Origin of the sequence: Streptomyces sp. NPDC051664 (assembly GCF_044453545.1) — a bacterium.
Lineage (GTDB): Bacteria > Actinomycetota > Actinomycetes > Streptomycetales > Streptomycetaceae > Streptomyces.
In genome coordinates this window covers 25,317-41,318 of record NZ_JBITCU010000010.1, presented here as the reverse complement: position 1 = coordinate 41,318, position 16,002 = coordinate 25,317, and the positions used below count along the sequence as shown (strand labels likewise).

Genomic DNA, 16,002 nt, shown 5'->3' with positions numbered 1-16,002 from the left:
CGACGGCGACGTAGGCTGGGAGGGTTCGCCCCCTCACCATCAGCGGAGCACCTTTCACGTGAACGACCAGCAGCGTCGCCGTCCCGCCAAGCCGCATCGCCGGCCCCAGAAGGATCCGGTCCGGTTCCTCGCCTTCGAGGCGCTCCGGGCTGTCGACGAACGCGATGCGTACGCCAACCTCGTCCTGCCCCCGCTGCTGAAGAAGGCACGCGCCAAGGGTGACTTCGACGCCAGGGACGCGGCGCTGGCGACCGAGCTGGTCTACGGGACGCTGCGACGCCAGGGCACGTACGACGCGATCGTCGCGTCCTGCATCGACCGGCCGCTGCGCGAGGTCGACCCGCCGGTCCTCGATGTGCTGAACATGGGCGTGCACCAGCTGCTCGGCACGCGTATTCCCACCCACGCCGCGGTCTCCGCCAGTGTGGAGCTGGCCCGGGTGGTGCTCGGCGAGGGACGGGCGAAGTTCGTCAACGCCGTGCTGCGGAAGGTTTCCGCGGACGACCTCGACGGCTGGGTGGCGCGTGTCGCCCCGTCGTACGACGAGGACGCCGAGGACCACCTCGCCGTCGTGCACTCGCACCCCCGGTGGATCGTCTCCGCCCTCTGGGACGCGCTGGGCAGCGGCCGCGCCGGGATCGAGGATCTCCTCGAAGCCGACAACGAACGGCCCGAGGTCACCCTCGTCGCCCGCCCGGGCCGTTCCACCACCGATGAGCTGTTCACGGCCCTCGGCGACGAGAACGGGCTGCCCGGCCGCTGGTCGCCCTATGCCGTACGGATGGCCGAGGGCGGCGAGCCCGGCGCCCTGGCCGCCGTGCAGGAAGGCCGTGCCGGGGTCCAGGACGAGGGCAGCCAGCTGGTGGCCACGGCCCTCGCCAACGCGCCGGTGGACGGCAGTGACACCCGGTGGCTCGACGGCTGCGCCGGCCCGGGCGGCAAGGCCGCGCTGCTCGCCGCCCTCGCCGCCGAACGCGGCGCCGCCCTGCTCGCCGCCGAGAAGCAGCCGCACCGGGCCCGGCTCGTCGAGCGCGCGCTGGCCGGCAACCCCGGCCCGTACCAGGTCATCACCGCCGACGGCACCCGCCCGCCGTGGCAGCCCGACAGCTTCGACCGGGTCCTGATGGACGTCCCGTGCTCCGGCCTCGGCGCGCTGCGCCGCCGCCCGGAGTCCCGCTGGCGCCGTCGCGCGGAGGACCTGGAGAGCTTCGCGCCGCTGCAACGAGGCCTGCTGCGGGAGGCATTGAAGGCCGTGCGGGTCGGCGGCATCGTCGGTTACGCGACCTGCTCGCCGCATCTCGCGGAGACCCGAGTGGTCGTCGAGGACGTGCTGAAGGGGCGCGGCGGTCAGCCGGTCGAGGCGGAGTGGGTGGACGCGCGCCCGTTGATGCCCGGTGTGCCCGCGCTCGGCGACGGACCCGACATCCAGCTGTGGCCGCATCTGCACGGTACGGACGCGATGTACCTGGCCCTGCTGCGGCGTACCGCGTAAGGCCCGGCGCTGCCGGCCTCACTCGGTGCGGTGACCTGTGACGTGTGCGGCCGGTGGCGGAGCGTGCATCCTGAGCGCCTGCGGCCGGTGTCGGACCCACGCGTAACGAAATTGCGTAACGAAACCCTCGCCCCCACGGTGCGCGGTGCCACGAGAAGGCCGCCGCCGCAGGGCCTGGACCGCGGCCGATCGGCCCGACGCGGGCCGAATCGCCCGGATCGGGCAGCGGAAACCCCTGGATTTCGCGAACTGTAATGATCCCGTGAGGCTTTGGCCCGCACCCGGGCGGGGAAGTGCCGCGGAACATGGCAGGCTTGGCACATGGCCCAGATCAACCCGAGCATCCTGTCCGCCGACTTCGCTCGCCTCGCCGAGGAGGCGAAGGCCGTCGAAGGCGCCGACTGGCTCCACGTCGATGTCATGGACAACCACTTTGTGCCCAACCTGACCCTCGGCGTGCCCATCGTGGAATCGCTCAGCCGGGCCACGGACACTCCGCTGGACTGCCACCTGATGATCGACGACCCGGACCGCTGGGCACCGCAGTACGTCGAGGCGGGGGCCGGCTCGGTCACCTTCCACGTGGAGGCCGCGGCAGCGCCCGTACGGCTGGCGCGGGAGATCCGGGCCAAGGGTGCCCGCGCCTCCATGGCGCTCAAGCCCGCGACGCCCATCGAGCCGTACGAGGACCTGCTCCCCGAGCTCGACATGCTGTTGATCATGACGGTGGAGCCGGGCTTCGGCGGCCAGGCCTTCCTGGACATCATGCTGCCGAAGATCCGCCGTACCCGTGAGCTGATCTCCAAGCACGGTCTGGAGCTGTGGCTCCAGGTCGACGGCGGGGTCTCCGATTCCACCATCGAGCGGTGCGCCGAGGCCGGTGCGGACGTTTTCGTCGCCGGTTCCGCGGTGTACGGGGCCCAGGACCCGGCCGAGGCGGTACGCGCCCTGCGTGCCAAGGCGGACGGGACGATCGCCACGGCGGCCTGGGCGTGCAACCACTGAAGCCGGCGGCGACGTCGGCAGTGACGACGCGGTCGGGCCCCGGTTGCCGGTCGGCCCGGCCAAGGGCAGATGAACGCGGTCCGACGGGACCGATCAAGGATCGCCGGATCTGACAGGATGAACGGCGTATCGAGCGTGTGAACAGCAGTGAGGAGATCGCGGTGTCTGCTATGTCGGCGGGACGGTCCGCCCTGCGGATGGGGCCCGCGGAGCTGGTGCAGGCGGCGGCCATGGCCCGCCGCTTCTACCTCGAGGGAAAGTCGAAGATCCAGATCGCCGAGGAGTTCGGCGTCAGCCGCTTCAAGGTGGCCCGGGTCCTGGAGACGGCGCTCGAGCGTGACCTCGTACGGATCGAGATCCGGGTCCCCGCAGAGCTGGACGCGGAGCGTTCCGACGCGCTGCGGGCCCGCTACGGGCTGCGGCACGCGGTCGTCGTCGAGTCTCCCGCGGAGGAGCAGGACGACGCTCCGGACCCGGAGAACCTGGGCGAGGTCGCGGCCGATCTTCTCGGCGAACTGGTGAACGAAGGCGATGTACTGGGACTGGCCTGGGGCCGGTCCACCATTCATATGGCGGCGGCCCTCGACCGGCTGCCGCCGTGCACGGTCGTGCAGCTCACCGGGGTGTACGACGCGGGGACCGCCGAGCGCGGTTCGGTCGAGGCGGTCCGGCGGGCCGCCCAGGTCTCCGGTGGCGAGGCCCACCCGATCTATGCGCCGATGCTGCTGCCCGACCCGGCCACGGCCGCCGCGCTGCGCCATCAGACCGGCATCGCGCGCGCCTTCGAGTACTTCGACAAGGTGACGGTCGCCGCGGTCTCCATCGGCTCCTGGGAGCCGGGTATCTCCACCGTCCACGACATGCTGACCGACGAGGAGCGGGAACACTACGCGTCGCTCGGCGTCGCCGCCGAGATGTCCGCGCACCTCTTCGACACGGAGGGGCGCCGGGTCGGCCGCGACCTGGGGGAACGGTGCATCACCGTCGAGGCGGACCGGCTGCGTCGGATCCCCGAGGTGGTGGCGATCGCGGGCGGCCAGCGCAAGGCGGCGGCGATCGGGGCGGTCCTGCGGTCCGGTCTGGTCACCAGCCTGGTGACGGACACATCGGCCGCCGAATATCTGCTGACGGAGTCCGCGGCGCCGCGGCGGCCCGCACTGGAGCGGGCCGACCCGGACGGGGACTGAGCGGGACCGGGCGGCGTCCTGGACGGGCCGCCCGTCCACTGCGCCCCGGCCGCCGGACGGTCTCCACGCGCCCCGCCCGGCGGCCGATGTGAGGCGCTCCCCGGTCAGTCCTGCCGTACGCCCAGGACCGTCGGCTCCAGGTACTGCTGCGGCTCCTTGTACTGGCTGACGTCCGCCGGGTTGTAGCGCGGCGTCTGCCGTGACCAGTCCAGATTGCCGCGCATCCAGCTGCGCATCCCGTTCAGGTACGGGACGAGCATCCCGGACAACAGCGGGTAGGCCGTCACCAGCTCGGCCTCGGCAGCCAGGAAGCGCTCCGTCTCCCTGGCGATCTCCGCGCAGACGTGCTCGAGCGCCTGTTGCTTGCCGTATCCGCGGTGGTGCCGGACCAGATGGACGAGGTTGTGGATCTCGCCGAGGACCTGTTCCTTCTCGTACGAGTACACGTCATTGGCCCAGCACACGACGTTGCACGAGGCTTCGAGCGCGACGATGAACCGGGGGTCGTTGTGGATCGACTCGGGTGCCTCGATACCGGCCACGATCTCGATCAGGTCCATGCAGACATGTATGGCGCCGGTGTGCCGCCGCTTGGCGATATACGTCTCCTCGGACGGCACGACACCGTTCGCCCGGTTCCCCGCCTCCCAGGTGGTGGCCGTGGTGAGGTACGTGATCAGGTGCCAGGCGAACCGTCGCAGCCAGTGCGCGGCCGCATTCGGCGTCGTCCGTTCCCACAGGTCGGCCAGGGCGACCACCGCGGCCGGGAGCTCCTCGTCCGGCAGCGGGCCGGCGCCGGTGCCCTGGACCACTGCGCGCATCAGCGCCACCACGTCGCGCACCCGCTCCGGGCTGCGGCCGAGATGGCCGTCGTCGAGCTGGTCGTCGACGAGAAACAGCCACACGAACCAGTCGGCGACGAGATCGAGATTCTCGGCGTTCGCGGTCGGATACACCATGCCGACGAACGCGCCGAAGTCGGCTTGCTCGAAGCGCTCCCTGGCTGAATCCCGGTGTACCAGACCGGTGTTGCGCGTCCAGCTGTCGAGGTGCGCACGGGTGTGCGCGACGTGCGGGTTCGTCTGCTGGGGGAACGGGCAGTAGATGTCCGGCAGTTCGTTCTCCACGGGCGGGTCTGGATCCTCTCCGGTCGTACGTGTGACGGAAGTCGGGGCCGTTCCGCCTGTTCCTCGGGACCTGATTGCGACCCGCGGGACCTGCGCGTTTGAAGCTACCTGACCCCTTGTCACCAGGTCCAGGGAAGATGATCGCGAATGGTTGAAAGCTGTTCGGGTACTGTCTGTGGGTAAGGCAGGTTCCACTTGCCCGGGACTCCCGCACGCAGCCCTTGTAGGAACGTACGAATGCGGGAGCCGTTTGCTGTGTCTTCAAGGCAGCGACCTGCGCGGTTTCGTATGAAAAAATGAGCCTTATGCGTTTTCTTGAGCCCGGTACCGGTCGCTACACAGAATCCCCCTCGGTCCCGTACGACCTCACGTACGACGATGTCTTCATGGTTCCGGGCCGCTCAGCGGTCGGTTCCCGCCAGGGGGTCGACCTCTCCTCGCCGGACGGCACCGGCACCACCATCCCGCTCGTCGTCGCCAATATGACGGCGATCGCCGGCCGCCGGATGGCCGAAACGATCGCCCGCCGCGGCGGGCTGGTCGTCATCCCCCAGGACATCCCGATCGACGTCGTCACCGATGTCATCTCCTGGGTCAAGACGCGCCACCTCGTACTCGACACGCCGATCATGCTGACCCCGGGCCAGACCGTCGCCGACGCCCTGTCCCTGCTGCCGAAGCGCGCGCACGGCGCCGGCGTCGTCGTCGACGAAGAGCAGCGGCCCGTCGGCGTCGTCACCGACCACGACCTGACCGGTGTCGACCGCTTCACCCAGCTCTCCGAGGTCATGTCCAAGGACCTGGTGCTGCTCGACGCGGACATCGATCCGCGCGACGCGTTCAACAAGCTCGACGGCGCCCACCGCAAGCTCGCCCCCGCGGTGGACGCGGACGGCCGGCTCGTCGGCATCCTCACCCGCAAGGCGGCGCTCCGCGCCACCCTCTACACCCCGGCCACCGACGCCGACGGCAAGCTGCGGATCGCCGCTGCCGTCGGGATCAACGGCGATGTCGCGGGCAAGGCCAAACAGCTGCTCGACGCGGGCGTCGACACCCTCGTCGTGGACACGGCGCACGGCCACCAGGAGTCCATGATCAGCGCGGTCCGTGCGGTCCGTGCGATCGACCCGCAGGTGCCGATCGTGGCCGGCAACATCGTCGCCGCCGAGGGCGTGCGCGACCTCATCGAGGCCGGCGCGGACATCATCAAGGTCGGTGTCGGCCCCGGCGCCATGTGCACCACCCGGATGATGACCGGGGTCGGGCGGCCCCAGTTCTCCGCGGTGCTGGAGTGCGCCGCCGAGGCGAAGAAGTACGGCAAGCACGTCTGGGCGGACGGCGGCGTCCGCCACCCGCGCGATGTCGCCATGGCGCTCGCCGCGGGTGCGTCCAACGTGATGATCGGCTCCTGGTTCGCCGGTACGTACGAGTCGCCCGGCGACCTCCAGCAGTCCGCCGACGGGCGCTACTACAAGGAGTCCTTCGGCATGGCGTCCGCGCGCGCCGTGAAGAACCGCACGTCGGACGAGTCGGCGTACGACCGGGCCCGCAAGGCGCTCTTCGAGGAGGGCATCTCCACCTCGCGGATGTTCCTGGACCCGGCCCGCCCCGGCGTCGAGGACCTGATCGACTCGATCATCGCGGGCGTCCGCTCCTCGTGCACGTACGCCGGTGCGGCGTCCCTGGAGGAGTTTGCCGAGAAGGCGGTCGTCGGTGTGCAGAGCGCCGCCGGTTACGCCGAGGGCCAGGCGCTGCACGCCAGCTGGAGCTAGTCACGCGTTCCCGGCAGCGCCGGGAGGCAACGAGGAAGAAGTCCGGACCGCCGACGCGGTCCGGACTTCGTCCGTCGGCGGGGGAGGGGACGCCGCTCAGCAGTCCGCCGCGGATACGTACGGGGCGAGCGCCTCCGTGACGGCCGCCGCCAGACGGGCGTGGCCGGTGTCGTGAGGGTGCAGGCCGTCCGCCAGATGCTCCGGTCCGAGGACATCGCGTCCCGGCAGCACGGACAGCCGTGAGTCGCCCGCGCGGACGAGGTCGGCACCGGCCTCCTCCAGCGCCGTCCGCAGCTCGCGCAGAGTGGCTCCGAGGGCATTCGGGGTGTCCTCGGCGTCCGGGCACAGGAGCGGTGAGATGAGCAGCAATGGTGTCCCCGGGTGGCCCGCGCGCACCAGAGTGATGAACGCGCGCACCGTCTCGTACAGCAGCGGTGCCGAGAACGGCACTCCTGACCAGCAGTTCGTACCGAATGCCAGCGTCAGTACGTCGGCCGGGAGGGCCGCGATCTGCTCGGCGACGCACAGCTCCCCGCGCGCCGACCCCGCGTACCCCAGATTGACCGGGTCCAGCCCGAGCGCGCGGCCGGCCACCGCGGGCCACGCGTGGGCGGGGCGCGTGGACCACCAGCCCTCGGTGATCGAATCGCCGTGCACCACCCACCGCGGCTGCGCCGGCGCGGGCAGCAGCGTGCCGCCCACCGCCCGCACGCCGAGGATCAGGGGGGACTGTCCCTGCGGTGGATGAACGGTGAACGGGCCTTCCCCGGGCGGGAGTCCGAGCACGGCGACCGCCTCCTCGGCGGGCTCCGCGAAGATCTCCGCGACGCACCTGTCGCCCCGCCAGAGTGCGAACACGTGAGCGAGGTCGTGCAGCGCGTCCGCCGGGTCGGGCACCGCGGCGCGGTAGCGGATCTCCACCGCACGCGCGCCCGGTGCCAGGAACTCCAGCCGTACCCCGATGGGCAGCAGCGCCCGCGCCCGGGTGTCCCACGGCAGCCGCGCCAGATCGGCCGGGTCGGCCCGTACCGTACGCACACCGTCCCGCCAGGCCACACCGCGCAGAAAGGGGTCGGGGTCGAGCCAGGTCATCGGGTCTCCGTTCGGTAGGGGTGCGCACTGCACCCTTACCCCGCCGCGTCGCCCCGACGTCCGTACGGCCCCGTCCTCCACCGCGTGTTCTACTTCGGGTGCGGCACGGTGTGCCGCACTCTCCCCGGACACCCATCGCAGAGAAGTGATCCACCTGAAGTGCGACTGAACGATCTCGACGAACGCATCGTCCACGCCCTTGCCGAGGACGCCCGCCGCTCCTACGCCGACATCGGCGCGATCATCGGCCTCTCCGCGCCCGCGGTGAAGCGCCGCGTCGACCGGTTGCGCGCGGAGGGGGCCATCACCGGCTTCACCGTACGGGTGGACCCGGCGGCGCTCGGCTGGGAGACCGAGGGATACATCGAGATCTACTGCAGCCGCAACACCTCTCCGGAGGCGATCAAGAGCGGTCTGGCGCGCTATCCGGAGATCGCGTCGGCCTCCACCGTCACCGGGGAGGCGGACGCGATCGTCCAGGTCTTCGCCGCAGACATGCGCCACTTCGAGCAGGTGCTGGAGCGGATCGCGGGCGAGCCCTACGTGGAGCGCACCAAGTCGGTGCTGGTGTTGTCGCCCCTGCTGCGGCGGTACTCCTCGGGGACTCCGGGCTGATCACGCAGGCGGTCGGCGGCTCTCCGGCACGTCCTGTCGGGGCCGCGGACATGCACCTGGGCAGGTGGTCCTCGGTGAGACCGAAATCACCCCTCTGACCTGCAACGACGCTCCACGCAACAAATCACCGCCGCGCCGGTGGATCGCGCAATGGATCGACGGTCGGCGCGCAACGCTCGCGCCTTGTCCGGCCGGAATCCCGGCCCGTACCGTCTAATCGTCCCCGCTCAGTCCGCACCGCCCGAGGTCTGCCATGCCGCCGTTGCGCACCGCCCTGCTCCAGAGCTCCGGACGTCCGGGCTCGGTGGCCGAGAACATCAAGGTGCTCGACGAGGCCGCCGGCCGCGCGGCAGCGGCCGGGGCCCGCCTGCTGGTCTGCCCCGAACTGTTCCTCACCGGATATGCCATCGGCGACGACGTGCCCCGGCTGGCCGAGCCCGCCGACGGCGCCTCCGCGCGGACCGTCGCCGACATCGCCGTACGGCACGGGCTCGCGGTCCTGTACGGCTACCCGGAGCGCGCGGACGAGCTGATCTTCAACGCGGCGCAGCTGATCGGCCCGGACGGCACCCGGCTCGCCAACTACCGCAAGACCCACCTGTTCGGCTGCTTCGAGCAGCAGTGGTTCACCCCTGGCGAGCAGCCCGTCGTCCAGGCCGAGCTGGACGGCGTACGCATCGGGATCATGATCTGTTACGACGTCGAGTTCCCGGAGAACGTCCGGGCGCACGCGCTTGCAGCCACCGACCTGCTGCTGGTGCCGACCGCGCAGATGCACCCCTTCCAGTTCGTCGCCGAGTCCGTCGTACCGGTCCGTGCCTTCGAGAGCCAGATGTATGTCGCGTACGTCAACAGGACAGGTCCGGAAGGCGAGTTCGAGTTCGTCGGGCTGAGCTGCCTGGCCGGTCCCGACGGCACCGTCCGCACCCGGGCCGGACGCGGCGAGGAGCTTGTCGTCGGCGACGTCGACCCGGAGTTCCTGAGCGCGTCCCGCGCCGCCAACCCGTATCTGCACGACCGCCGCCCCGGTCTGTACGGCTCCCTCGTCTGAACCCGCGCCCTCCCGCTTCCTCTTTCCCGTGCAAGGAGTCCGTACCCCATGACGTCCACGGTGCCCAACGCCGTCCAGCACACCGCCGACGCGCAGCCGCCGATCACCATGTTCGGGCCGGACTTCCCCTACGCGTACGACGACTTCCTGGCCCACCCCGCGGGGCTCGGCCAGATACCGGCGACCGAGCACGGCACCGAGGTCGCCGTCATCGGTGGTGGGCTCTCCGGCATCGTGGCCGCGTACGAACTGATGAAGATGGGCCTCAAGCCCGTCGTCTACGAGGCGGACCAGATCGGCGGGCGGCTGCGTACCGTCGGTTTCGACGGCTGTGACCCCTCGCTGACCGCCGAGATGGGCGCGATGCGCTTCCCGCCGTCGTCCACGGCCCTGCAGCACTACATCGACCTGGTGGGCCTGCGGACCGAGCCGTTCCCCAACCCGCTGTCCCCCGCCACCCCGTCGACCGTCGTCGACCTCAAGGGTGAGTCGCACTACGCGGAGACCATCGCCGATCTCCCGCAGGTCTACCGCGATGTGATGGACGCCTGGAACGCCTGTCTGGAGGAGGGCGCCGACTTCTCCGACATGAACCGGGCGATGCGCGAGCGCGACGTCCCGCGCATCCGGGAGATCTGGTCGAAGCTCGTCGAGAAGCTCGACAACCAGACCTTCTACGGCTTCCTCTGCGCCTCCGACGCCTTCAAGTCGTTCCGGCACCGCGAGATCTTCGGCCAGGTCGGCTTCGGCACCGGCGGGTGGGACACCGACTTCCCCAATTCCATCCTGGAGATCCTGCGGGTCGTCTACACCGAGGCCGACGATCATCACCGCGGCATCGTCGGCGGCAGCCAGCATCTCCCGCTGCGGCTCTGGGAGCGCGAGCCGCAGAAGATCGTGCACTGGCCGCTCGGCACGTCGCTGTCCTCGCTCCACGACGGCGAGCCCCGCCCCGCCGTGACCCGGCTGCACCGCACCGCCGGGAACCGGATCACCGTCACCGACGCGACCGGCGACATCCGCACGTTCCGTGCGGCGATCTTCACCGGCCAGTCCTGGCTGCTGCTCTCCAAGATCGACTGTGACGACGCGCTGTTCCCCATCGATCACTGGACGGCGATGGAGCGCACCCACTACATGGAGTCGTCGAAGTTGTTCGTCCCTGTCGACCGGCCGTTCTGGCTGGACAAGGCCGTCGACGACAGGGGGGTTCCCACGGGCCGGGACGTCATGTCGATGACGCTCACCGACCGGATGACCCGGGGTACCTACCTCCTCGACGACGGTCCCGACAAGCCGGCCGTCATCTGCCTGTCGTACACCTGGTGCGACGACAGCCTGAAGTGGCTGCCGCTCTCCCCGAACGAGCGCATGGAGGTCATGCTGAAGTCGCTCGGCGAGATCTACCCGGACGTCGACGTCAGGAAGCACATCATCGGCAACCCGGTGACGGTCTCCTGGGAGAACGAGCCTTACTTCATGGGCGCGTTCAAGGCCAACCTGCCGGGCCACTACCGCTATCAGCGACGGCTGTTCACCCACTTCATGCAGGACCGGCTGCCTGCCGACAAGCGCGGACTCTTTCTCGCGGGCGACGACATCTCCTGGACGGCCGGATGGGCCGAGGGTGCCGTGCAGACCGCGCTCAACGCCGTCTGGGGTGTGATGAACCAGTTCGGCGGGGCCACGGATGCGACGAACCCCGGCCCCGGTGACGTCTTCGACGACATCGCCCCGGTCGAACTCCCGGAGGACTGACCGGCGTTACGCGGGCCGGCGGACGGTGCGCCGCCGGCCCCGGCCGGGCTCCGGCACCGGGCGACAGATGGTGCACCGGATGGGCCCTCGTAGCGCTGCGGTCGCCTTCGCGGGAGTATGCGGTCAGCGGCACGGAGTGAGCAGACAGCGCCCCACCAGACCCGCACCCGCGTCCATCCGCTGCCGGAACTCCTCGGCGAGCACCGGGAGATCACGCAGCCGCCACAGCACCCGGGCCGCCGACCATGCCGCCTCGCGGGCCCGGTCCAGACTCCATGACCCCAGCAGATGGGTCAGCGGATCCGCGATCTCCAGCAGATCGGGTCCCGGCATCAGATCCTCCCGGATCTGCTCCTCCAGCGTCGCGAGGAGATCGCCCACCTGGTCGAACTCCTCCTGCAGGTCCGGCGGAGCGCAGCGGAGCGTGCGGCAGGTGTCCACGACGGCGATCGCCAGATCGTGGCCGATGTGTGCGTTGATCCCCGCCATCGCGAACTGCAGCGGTCGTACGCCGGGATGGTGCCGGTACTGGAACAGCGGGCGCCAGGAGTCGGGCGGCCGGTGCCCCGCCGACGCTGCATCGACGGCCGCGAGATAGCGCTCCGCGAACTTCACGTCCAGGGCGGCCGCGGCCACCCGGTCGGGGAACGCGCCTTCGGTGATCTGCCGGTCGATGCTCTCGGTGACTGTCAGATAGACCCGGTTGAAGACCGCCACCCCGTCCACCGGCGGCCAGGAGGACTGAAGGTCACGCATCCGCGCGAGCACCGACGTGACAGCGGGCGGCGCGGCGACGGGACCGGCCCGGTCCGCGAACTGTTCCATCTGCTTGAACTGCGCCATGGGGGCAGCCTCCCAGCCGTGGGCCCGCCGTGGCGCCGACGGGCCGTGGGTTCATCGGAACGAGGGAACGACGGCGGAGCCATCAGTGCCCGGGAGGCCCGCCCCGGGTCGTTTCGGACGGGGGAGCGCGGCGGTGCGCGGTCAGGCCGAAGGCGTCTCGCCGATTTCCTGCGCGAGCCTGCGCAGATGGGGGCCGTACTCCGGGTCGGCGAGCGCGGCGGCGAACTGGGCGGTGAGGTAGGCCAGCGGGTTGCCGGTGTCGTACCACTGGCCCTCGATGACCTGCCCGTACACGGCGCGGCTGCCTGCGTAGGCGTTGATCGCGTCGGTCAGGTAGACCTCGCCGGTGCGGTGCTCGTACCAGCGTTCCGTCTGTCGGCGCAGCTCGTCGACGATCCCGGGGGTCACGACGTAGCCACCGATGGCCGCGTACGCCGACGGGGCGTCCTGCGGCTTCGGCTTCTCGACGAGGCCGGTGATGCGCAGGAGCCCGTCGTTCAGGTCCTCCTTGACGACGGGCACGCCGTAGCGGTGGGAGTCGGCGGGGTTCATCGGCATGAGAGCGAGCACGGGGCAACTCGTCGCCTCGTACGCCCTGATCAGCTGCTGCGCACGCGGAGTCCCGGCGACGAAGACGTCATCGGGCCACAGGACCAGCATCGGCTCGTCACCGAAGTTCCGCGCCGCGTTGAGGACGGGGGTTCCGTTGCCGTACGGGCCGTGCTGGTCGAGGTAGGTGATGTGCCCGAGCCTGGACAGGTCCCCGACTTCCTCCACGGCGTCCGCGTAGGCGGTCCTGCCGTCCGCGCGGAGCTGGGCGACGAGCGTGGGGTTGGGCCGGAAGTGGTCCTGGATCAGTCCCTTGCCGCCCGAGACGACGATGGTGATGTCCGTGATGCCCGAGGCCACGAGCTCGCGCACGGTGTGTTCGATCACCGGCTTGTCACCGACCGGCAGCATCTCCTTCGGCGTCGCCTTCGTGAGCGGGAGAAGGCGTGAGCCGAGGCCCGCAGCGGGGATGACTGCCCTGCGGATGGTGGTGGACATGAGTTCCTCCCGGAAGGGGCTACTGCGTGGGCGGCTTCGTGTCGTCGTACGTGGACGTGCCCGCGTCCAGCAGCGGCTCCTGCGGCTTCAGATGGGCCGGGGCGAAGGCCCGCAGCACGTGGTAGCCGGTGATCACGACGATGGTGCCGAGCGCGATCCCGCTCAGCTCGAAGTCGTCGGTGATCTTCAGGCTGACCCCGCCGACACCGATGATGATGCCCGCGGCGGCCGGCACCAGGTTCAGCGGGTTGCGGAGGTCGACGTTGCCGCTCATCCAGATCTGGGCGCCCAGCAGGCCGATCATCCCGTACAGGATGACGGTGATGCCGCCGAGGACCCCGCCCGGGATGGCCGCGACGACCGCGCCGAACTTGGGGCAGAGCCCGAACAGCAGGGCGAAGCAGGCGGCGGCCCAATATGCGGCGGTGGAGTAGACACGGGTCGCGGCCATGACGCCGATGTTCTCGGAGTACGTGGTGTTGGGCGGGCCACCCACGGCGGTGGAGAGCATGGAGGCTGCGCCGTCCGCCGCGATCGCGGTGCCGAGCTTGTCGTCGAGCGAGTCACCGGTCATCTCGCCCACGGCCTTGACGTGCCCCGCGTTCTCCGCGATCAGCGCGATCACCACCGGCAGTGCGACCAGGATCGCCGACCATTCGAAGCTCGGGGCGTGGAAGGACGGCAGTCCGATCCAGTCGGCCTTGGAGACACCCGACAGGTCGAGCCGCCAGTGGTCGACCGCCTCGGCGCCGCCGGCCGGTGAATGGATCTTGCCGAAGACCTGGTCCAGCACCCAGGACAGCACGTAGCCGAAGACCAGACCGAGGAAGATCGCGATGCGCGAGAAGAATCCGCGCAGGCACACCACGGCCATACCGGTGAAGAGCATGACCAGCAGCGCGGTCCACTGGTCCTGCGGCCAGTACGTCGACGCGGTGACCGGCGCCAGGTTGAAGCCGATGAGCATGACGACGGCGCCGGTGACCACGGGCGGCATCGCCGCGTGGATGATCCGGGCACCGAAGCGCTGCACCGCGAGACCCGCGAGGAAGAGCGCCACACCGACGACGAAGACCGCCCCGGTGACGACGGCACTGTCCCCGCCACCGGCCCGGATCGTCGCGGCCACGCCGACGAAGGAGAGCGAACAGCCGAGATAGCTGGGCACCCGGCCGCGCGTGGCGAGCAGGAAGATGGCCGTCGCGACACCGGACATCATGATCGCGAGGTTCGGGTTCAGCCCCATGAGCACCGGGGCGACGAACGAGGCGCCGAACATCGCCACCACGTGCTGGGCGCCGAGCCCGAACGTACGGGGCCAGGAGAGCCGCTCATCGGGCCGGACCACGGCCCCCGGTGCGGGGGTCTTTCCGTCGCCGTGCAAAGTCCAGCGCACGCCGAGGCCGCCCATGGTCGCTCCCTGTGTGTCCGTGTGTGGGTCCGTGCGGTGCCCGGTGCCGTGTTCGTACGGGCCCGGCGCCACCGCGGAGAAGATCAGCGCCATGGTAATGCCGGAGCGGCGTCGGCCCCTGTCCGGGTTGCGTTGCGCGAGCCTCGTCGGAAGGTCCCATCCATGAATCGTGCGCGAAGCATTGTCACTCCGAACAGGCGGCTCTACGCTCACACGGTCTTGCTCGTGAACATCATTCATATATCTGATTCATGAGGGGAGTGCTCGATGAGCGAAAGACCTCGTCGGCGTCTCGGAGCCCTGCTCACCACCGTCGTTGCGCTGACCGCCGTCCTGGTGCCGGCCGCCTCCTCCGCGGCCGCCACCGCCCACGGCCACCGCCCGCCGCCCCGGATGCCGAGGACCGTGGTCATCGACGGCCACCGCATTCAGCAGGCGAAGCTACGGCTCGACCACGGCGACCGGGCTCTGCGCACGGCCGTCGACGCGCTGACCGTGAAGGCGGACAGCTGGCTGGACCAGGGCCCCTGGACGGTCGTCGACAAGCCGAAGCCCGCACCGAGTGGGGACCCGCACGACTACCTGAGCCAGGCCCCGTACTGGTGGCCCTCCCAGCCGAAGACCGCGGAGAACCCGTGGGGCTGTCCGTACGTCCAGCGCGACGGCGAACGCAACCCCGAGGTCGACACTGGCACCGACCGCCCCGACATCGGCAAGGTCTTCAACTCGGTCACCACGCTCAGCCTCGCCTGGTACTACACGGGCCGGAAGCAGTACGCCGAGCACGCCTCGGACATCCTGCGCACCTGGTTCCTCGACCCCGCGACGCGGATGAACCCCAACCTGAACCACGGGCAGTTCATCCCCTGCAAGTACGACGGCCGGGCCATCGGCATCATCGACTTCTCCCAGCAGTACACCTCGGTCCTGGATGCCATCGCCCTCCTCGACACCGGTGCGCCCGGCTGGTCGAAGAACGACCGGACCGGCATGCGGGTCTGGAACACCTCGTTCCTGGACTGGCTGGTCAACTCGGACTTCGGCAAGCAGGAATCGGCCGCCCAGAACAACCACGGCACCTTCCAGGACATGCAGATCGCCGGACTCGCCCTCGCCACCGGTGACAAGGACCTCGCCCGCAAGGTCGTCCTTGACGCGCGTGCGCTGCGGATCGACCCGCAGATCGCCGGCGACGGCACCCAGCCGCAGGAGCTGGCACGCACCCGCAGTTGGCACTACTCGACCTTCGACCTGGTCGCCTACACGCGGCTCGCCGCGATCGGCAAGCAGGTCGGCGTGGACCTCTGGGCGTACCGAGGACCGCAGGGGCAGAGCCTGTTCAAGGCGGTCGACTATCTGCTGCCCGCCGCGACCGGGGCGGCCCCCTGGCCGTACCCCGAGCTGGAGTTCTACCGGTACGCGGCCAGTGACATCGTGCACGCTGCCGCCGACGCCGGTGACCGGCAGGCACAGGCCGCCGTACCGCAACTGGAGACGCCGCCCGGCGGCGACCTCTGGGCGCTGCGGCCCGCAGCGGAACAGCTCGACTCGATCGCCGGCTGAACGTCGGCGGGCGGGGCTCCGCCCGGAGCCCCGCCCGTG

The 16,002-nt window shown here is 70.3% G+C and carries 13 protein-coding genes; 8 read left to right on the top strand and 5 right to left on the bottom strand.

The window, feature by feature from the left end:
- Positions 1-58 precede the first annotated feature (58 nt).
- The 3 genes from ACIA8E_RS19985 to ACIA8E_RS19975 all read left to right on the top strand — a co-directional run bounded on the left by ACIA8E_RS19985 (position 59) and on the right by ACIA8E_RS19975 (position 3,684).
- Positions 59-1,492, top strand: coding sequence for an RsmB/NOP family class I SAM-dependent RNA methyltransferase (locus tag ACIA8E_RS19985; RefSeq protein WP_399299821.1), 1,434 nt, complete (start codon positions 59-61; stop codon positions 1,490-1,492).
- Positions 1,493-1,813: 321 nt separating this feature from the next.
- Positions 1,814-2,497, top strand: a complete 684-nt coding sequence (gene rpe / locus ACIA8E_RS19980) for a ribulose-phosphate 3-epimerase (protein WP_399299819.1) — start codon at positions 1,814-1,816, stop codon at positions 2,495-2,497.
- Positions 2,498-2,667: 170 nt separating this feature from the next.
- Complete coding sequence (locus ACIA8E_RS19975; RefSeq protein WP_030918957.1) at positions 2,668-3,684, top strand: sugar-binding transcriptional regulator; 1,017 nt, start codon at positions 2,668-2,670, stop codon at positions 3,682-3,684.
- A gap of 104 nt (positions 3,685-3,788) precedes the next feature.
- Here ACIA8E_RS19975 and ACIA8E_RS19970 read toward each other — a convergent pair whose 3' ends face one another.
- Positions 3,789-4,811, bottom strand: coding sequence for a terpene cyclase (locus ACIA8E_RS19970; RefSeq protein ID WP_399299816.1), 1,023 nt, complete (start codon positions 4,809-4,811; stop codon positions 3,789-3,791).
- A 305-nt stretch (positions 4,812-5,116) separates the two neighbouring features.
- Here ACIA8E_RS19970 and ACIA8E_RS19965 point away from each other — a divergent pair, with 305 nt between their 5' ends.
- Positions 5,117-6,583, top strand: coding sequence for a GuaB1 family IMP dehydrogenase-related protein (locus tag ACIA8E_RS19965; RefSeq protein ID WP_399299813.1), 1,467 nt, complete (start codon positions 5,117-5,119; stop codon positions 6,581-6,583).
- 96 nt (positions 6,584-6,679) lie between these two features.
- Here the strand turns inward: ACIA8E_RS19965 and ACIA8E_RS19960 are convergent, their stop codons facing one another.
- A complete protein-coding gene (locus ACIA8E_RS19960) occupies positions 6,680-7,675 on the bottom strand; it encodes a GDSL-type esterase/lipase family protein (protein ID WP_399299810.1) in 996 nt (331 codons plus the stop codon).
- A gap of 159 nt (positions 7,676-7,834) precedes the next feature.
- On the opposite strand from ACIA8E_RS19960, the gene ACIA8E_RS19955 reads away from it, so the two are divergent.
- The 3 genes from ACIA8E_RS19955 (at position 7,835) to ACIA8E_RS19945 (ending at position 11,099) form a co-directional block, all read left to right on the top strand.
- On the top strand, positions 7,835-8,290 hold the full coding sequence (locus ACIA8E_RS19955; RefSeq protein WP_030918969.1) for an Lrp/AsnC family transcriptional regulator: 456 nt from the start codon (positions 7,835-7,837) through the stop codon (positions 8,288-8,290).
- A 253-nt stretch (positions 8,291-8,543) separates the two neighbouring features.
- On the top strand, positions 8,544-9,341 hold the full coding sequence (locus tag ACIA8E_RS19950; RefSeq protein WP_313936309.1) for a carbon-nitrogen hydrolase family protein: 798 nt from the start codon (positions 8,544-8,546) through the stop codon (positions 9,339-9,341).
- A gap of 48 nt (positions 9,342-9,389) precedes the next feature.
- A complete protein-coding gene (locus ACIA8E_RS19945; RefSeq protein ID WP_399299806.1) occupies positions 9,390-11,099 on the top strand; it encodes a flavin monoamine oxidase family protein in 1,710 nt (569 codons plus the stop codon).
- A 123-nt stretch (positions 11,100-11,222) separates the two neighbouring features.
- On the opposite strand, the gene ACIA8E_RS19940 is transcribed toward ACIA8E_RS19945, so the two are convergent.
- The 3 genes from ACIA8E_RS19940 to ACIA8E_RS19930 form a co-directional block, all read right to left on the bottom strand.
- Positions 11,223-11,924, bottom strand: a complete 702-nt coding sequence (locus ACIA8E_RS19940; protein WP_399300362.1) for a DUF5995 family protein — start codon at positions 11,922-11,924, stop codon at positions 11,223-11,225.
- Positions 11,925-12,083: 159 nt separating this feature from the next.
- A complete protein-coding gene (locus ACIA8E_RS19935) occupies positions 12,084-12,989 on the bottom strand; it encodes a UTP--glucose-1-phosphate uridylyltransferase (RefSeq protein WP_399299803.1) in 906 nt (301 codons plus the stop codon).
- A 19-nt stretch (positions 12,990-13,008) separates the two neighbouring features.
- Positions 13,009-14,400, bottom strand: a complete 1,392-nt coding sequence (locus ACIA8E_RS19930) for a uracil-xanthine permease family protein (protein ID WP_399300359.1) — start codon at positions 14,398-14,400, stop codon at positions 13,009-13,011.
- A gap of 267 nt (positions 14,401-14,667) precedes the next feature.
- Here ACIA8E_RS19930 and ACIA8E_RS19925 point away from each other — a divergent pair, with 267 nt between their 5' ends.
- Positions 14,668-15,963, top strand: a complete 1,296-nt coding sequence (locus ACIA8E_RS19925; RefSeq protein WP_399299801.1) for an alginate lyase family protein — start codon at positions 14,668-14,670, stop codon at positions 15,961-15,963.
- Positions 15,964-16,002: the final 39 nt, after the last annotated feature.

Bases quoted from the DNA above. Each gene is read 5' to 3' on its own strand.
- rpe (WP_399299819.1), top strand. From the start codon at position 1,814: ATGGCCCAGATCAACCCGAGCATCCTGTCCGCCGACTTCGCTCGCCTC.
- ACIA8E_RS19945 (WP_399299806.1), top strand. From the start codon at position 9,390: ATGACGTCCACGGTGCCCAACGCCGTCCAGCACACCGCCGACGCGCAG.
- ACIA8E_RS19930 (WP_399300359.1), bottom strand. From the start codon at position 14,400: ATGGGCGGCCTCGGCGTGCGCTGGACTTTGCACGGCGACGGAAAGACC.
- ACIA8E_RS19940 (WP_399300362.1), bottom strand. From the start codon at position 11,924: ATGGAACAGTTCGCGGACCGGGCCGGTCCCGTCGCCGCGCCGCCCGCT.
- ACIA8E_RS19960 (WP_399299810.1), bottom strand. From the start codon at position 7,675: ATGACCTGGCTCGACCCCGACCCCTTTCTGCGCGGTGTGGCCTGGCGG.
- ACIA8E_RS19965 (WP_399299813.1), top strand. From the start codon at position 5,117: ATGCGTTTTCTTGAGCCCGGTACCGGTCGCTACACAGAATCCCCCTCG.
- ACIA8E_RS19975 (WP_030918957.1), top strand. From the start codon at position 2,668: ATGTCGGCGGGACGGTCCGCCCTGCGGATGGGGCCCGCGGAGCTGGTG.
- ACIA8E_RS19950 (WP_313936309.1), top strand. From the start codon at position 8,544: ATGCCGCCGTTGCGCACCGCCCTGCTCCAGAGCTCCGGACGTCCGGGC.
- ACIA8E_RS19935 (WP_399299803.1), bottom strand. From the start codon at position 12,989: ATGTCCACCACCATCCGCAGGGCAGTCATCCCCGCTGCGGGCCTCGGC.
- ACIA8E_RS19925 (WP_399299801.1), top strand. From the start codon at position 14,668: ATGAGCGAAAGACCTCGTCGGCGTCTCGGAGCCCTGCTCACCACCGTC.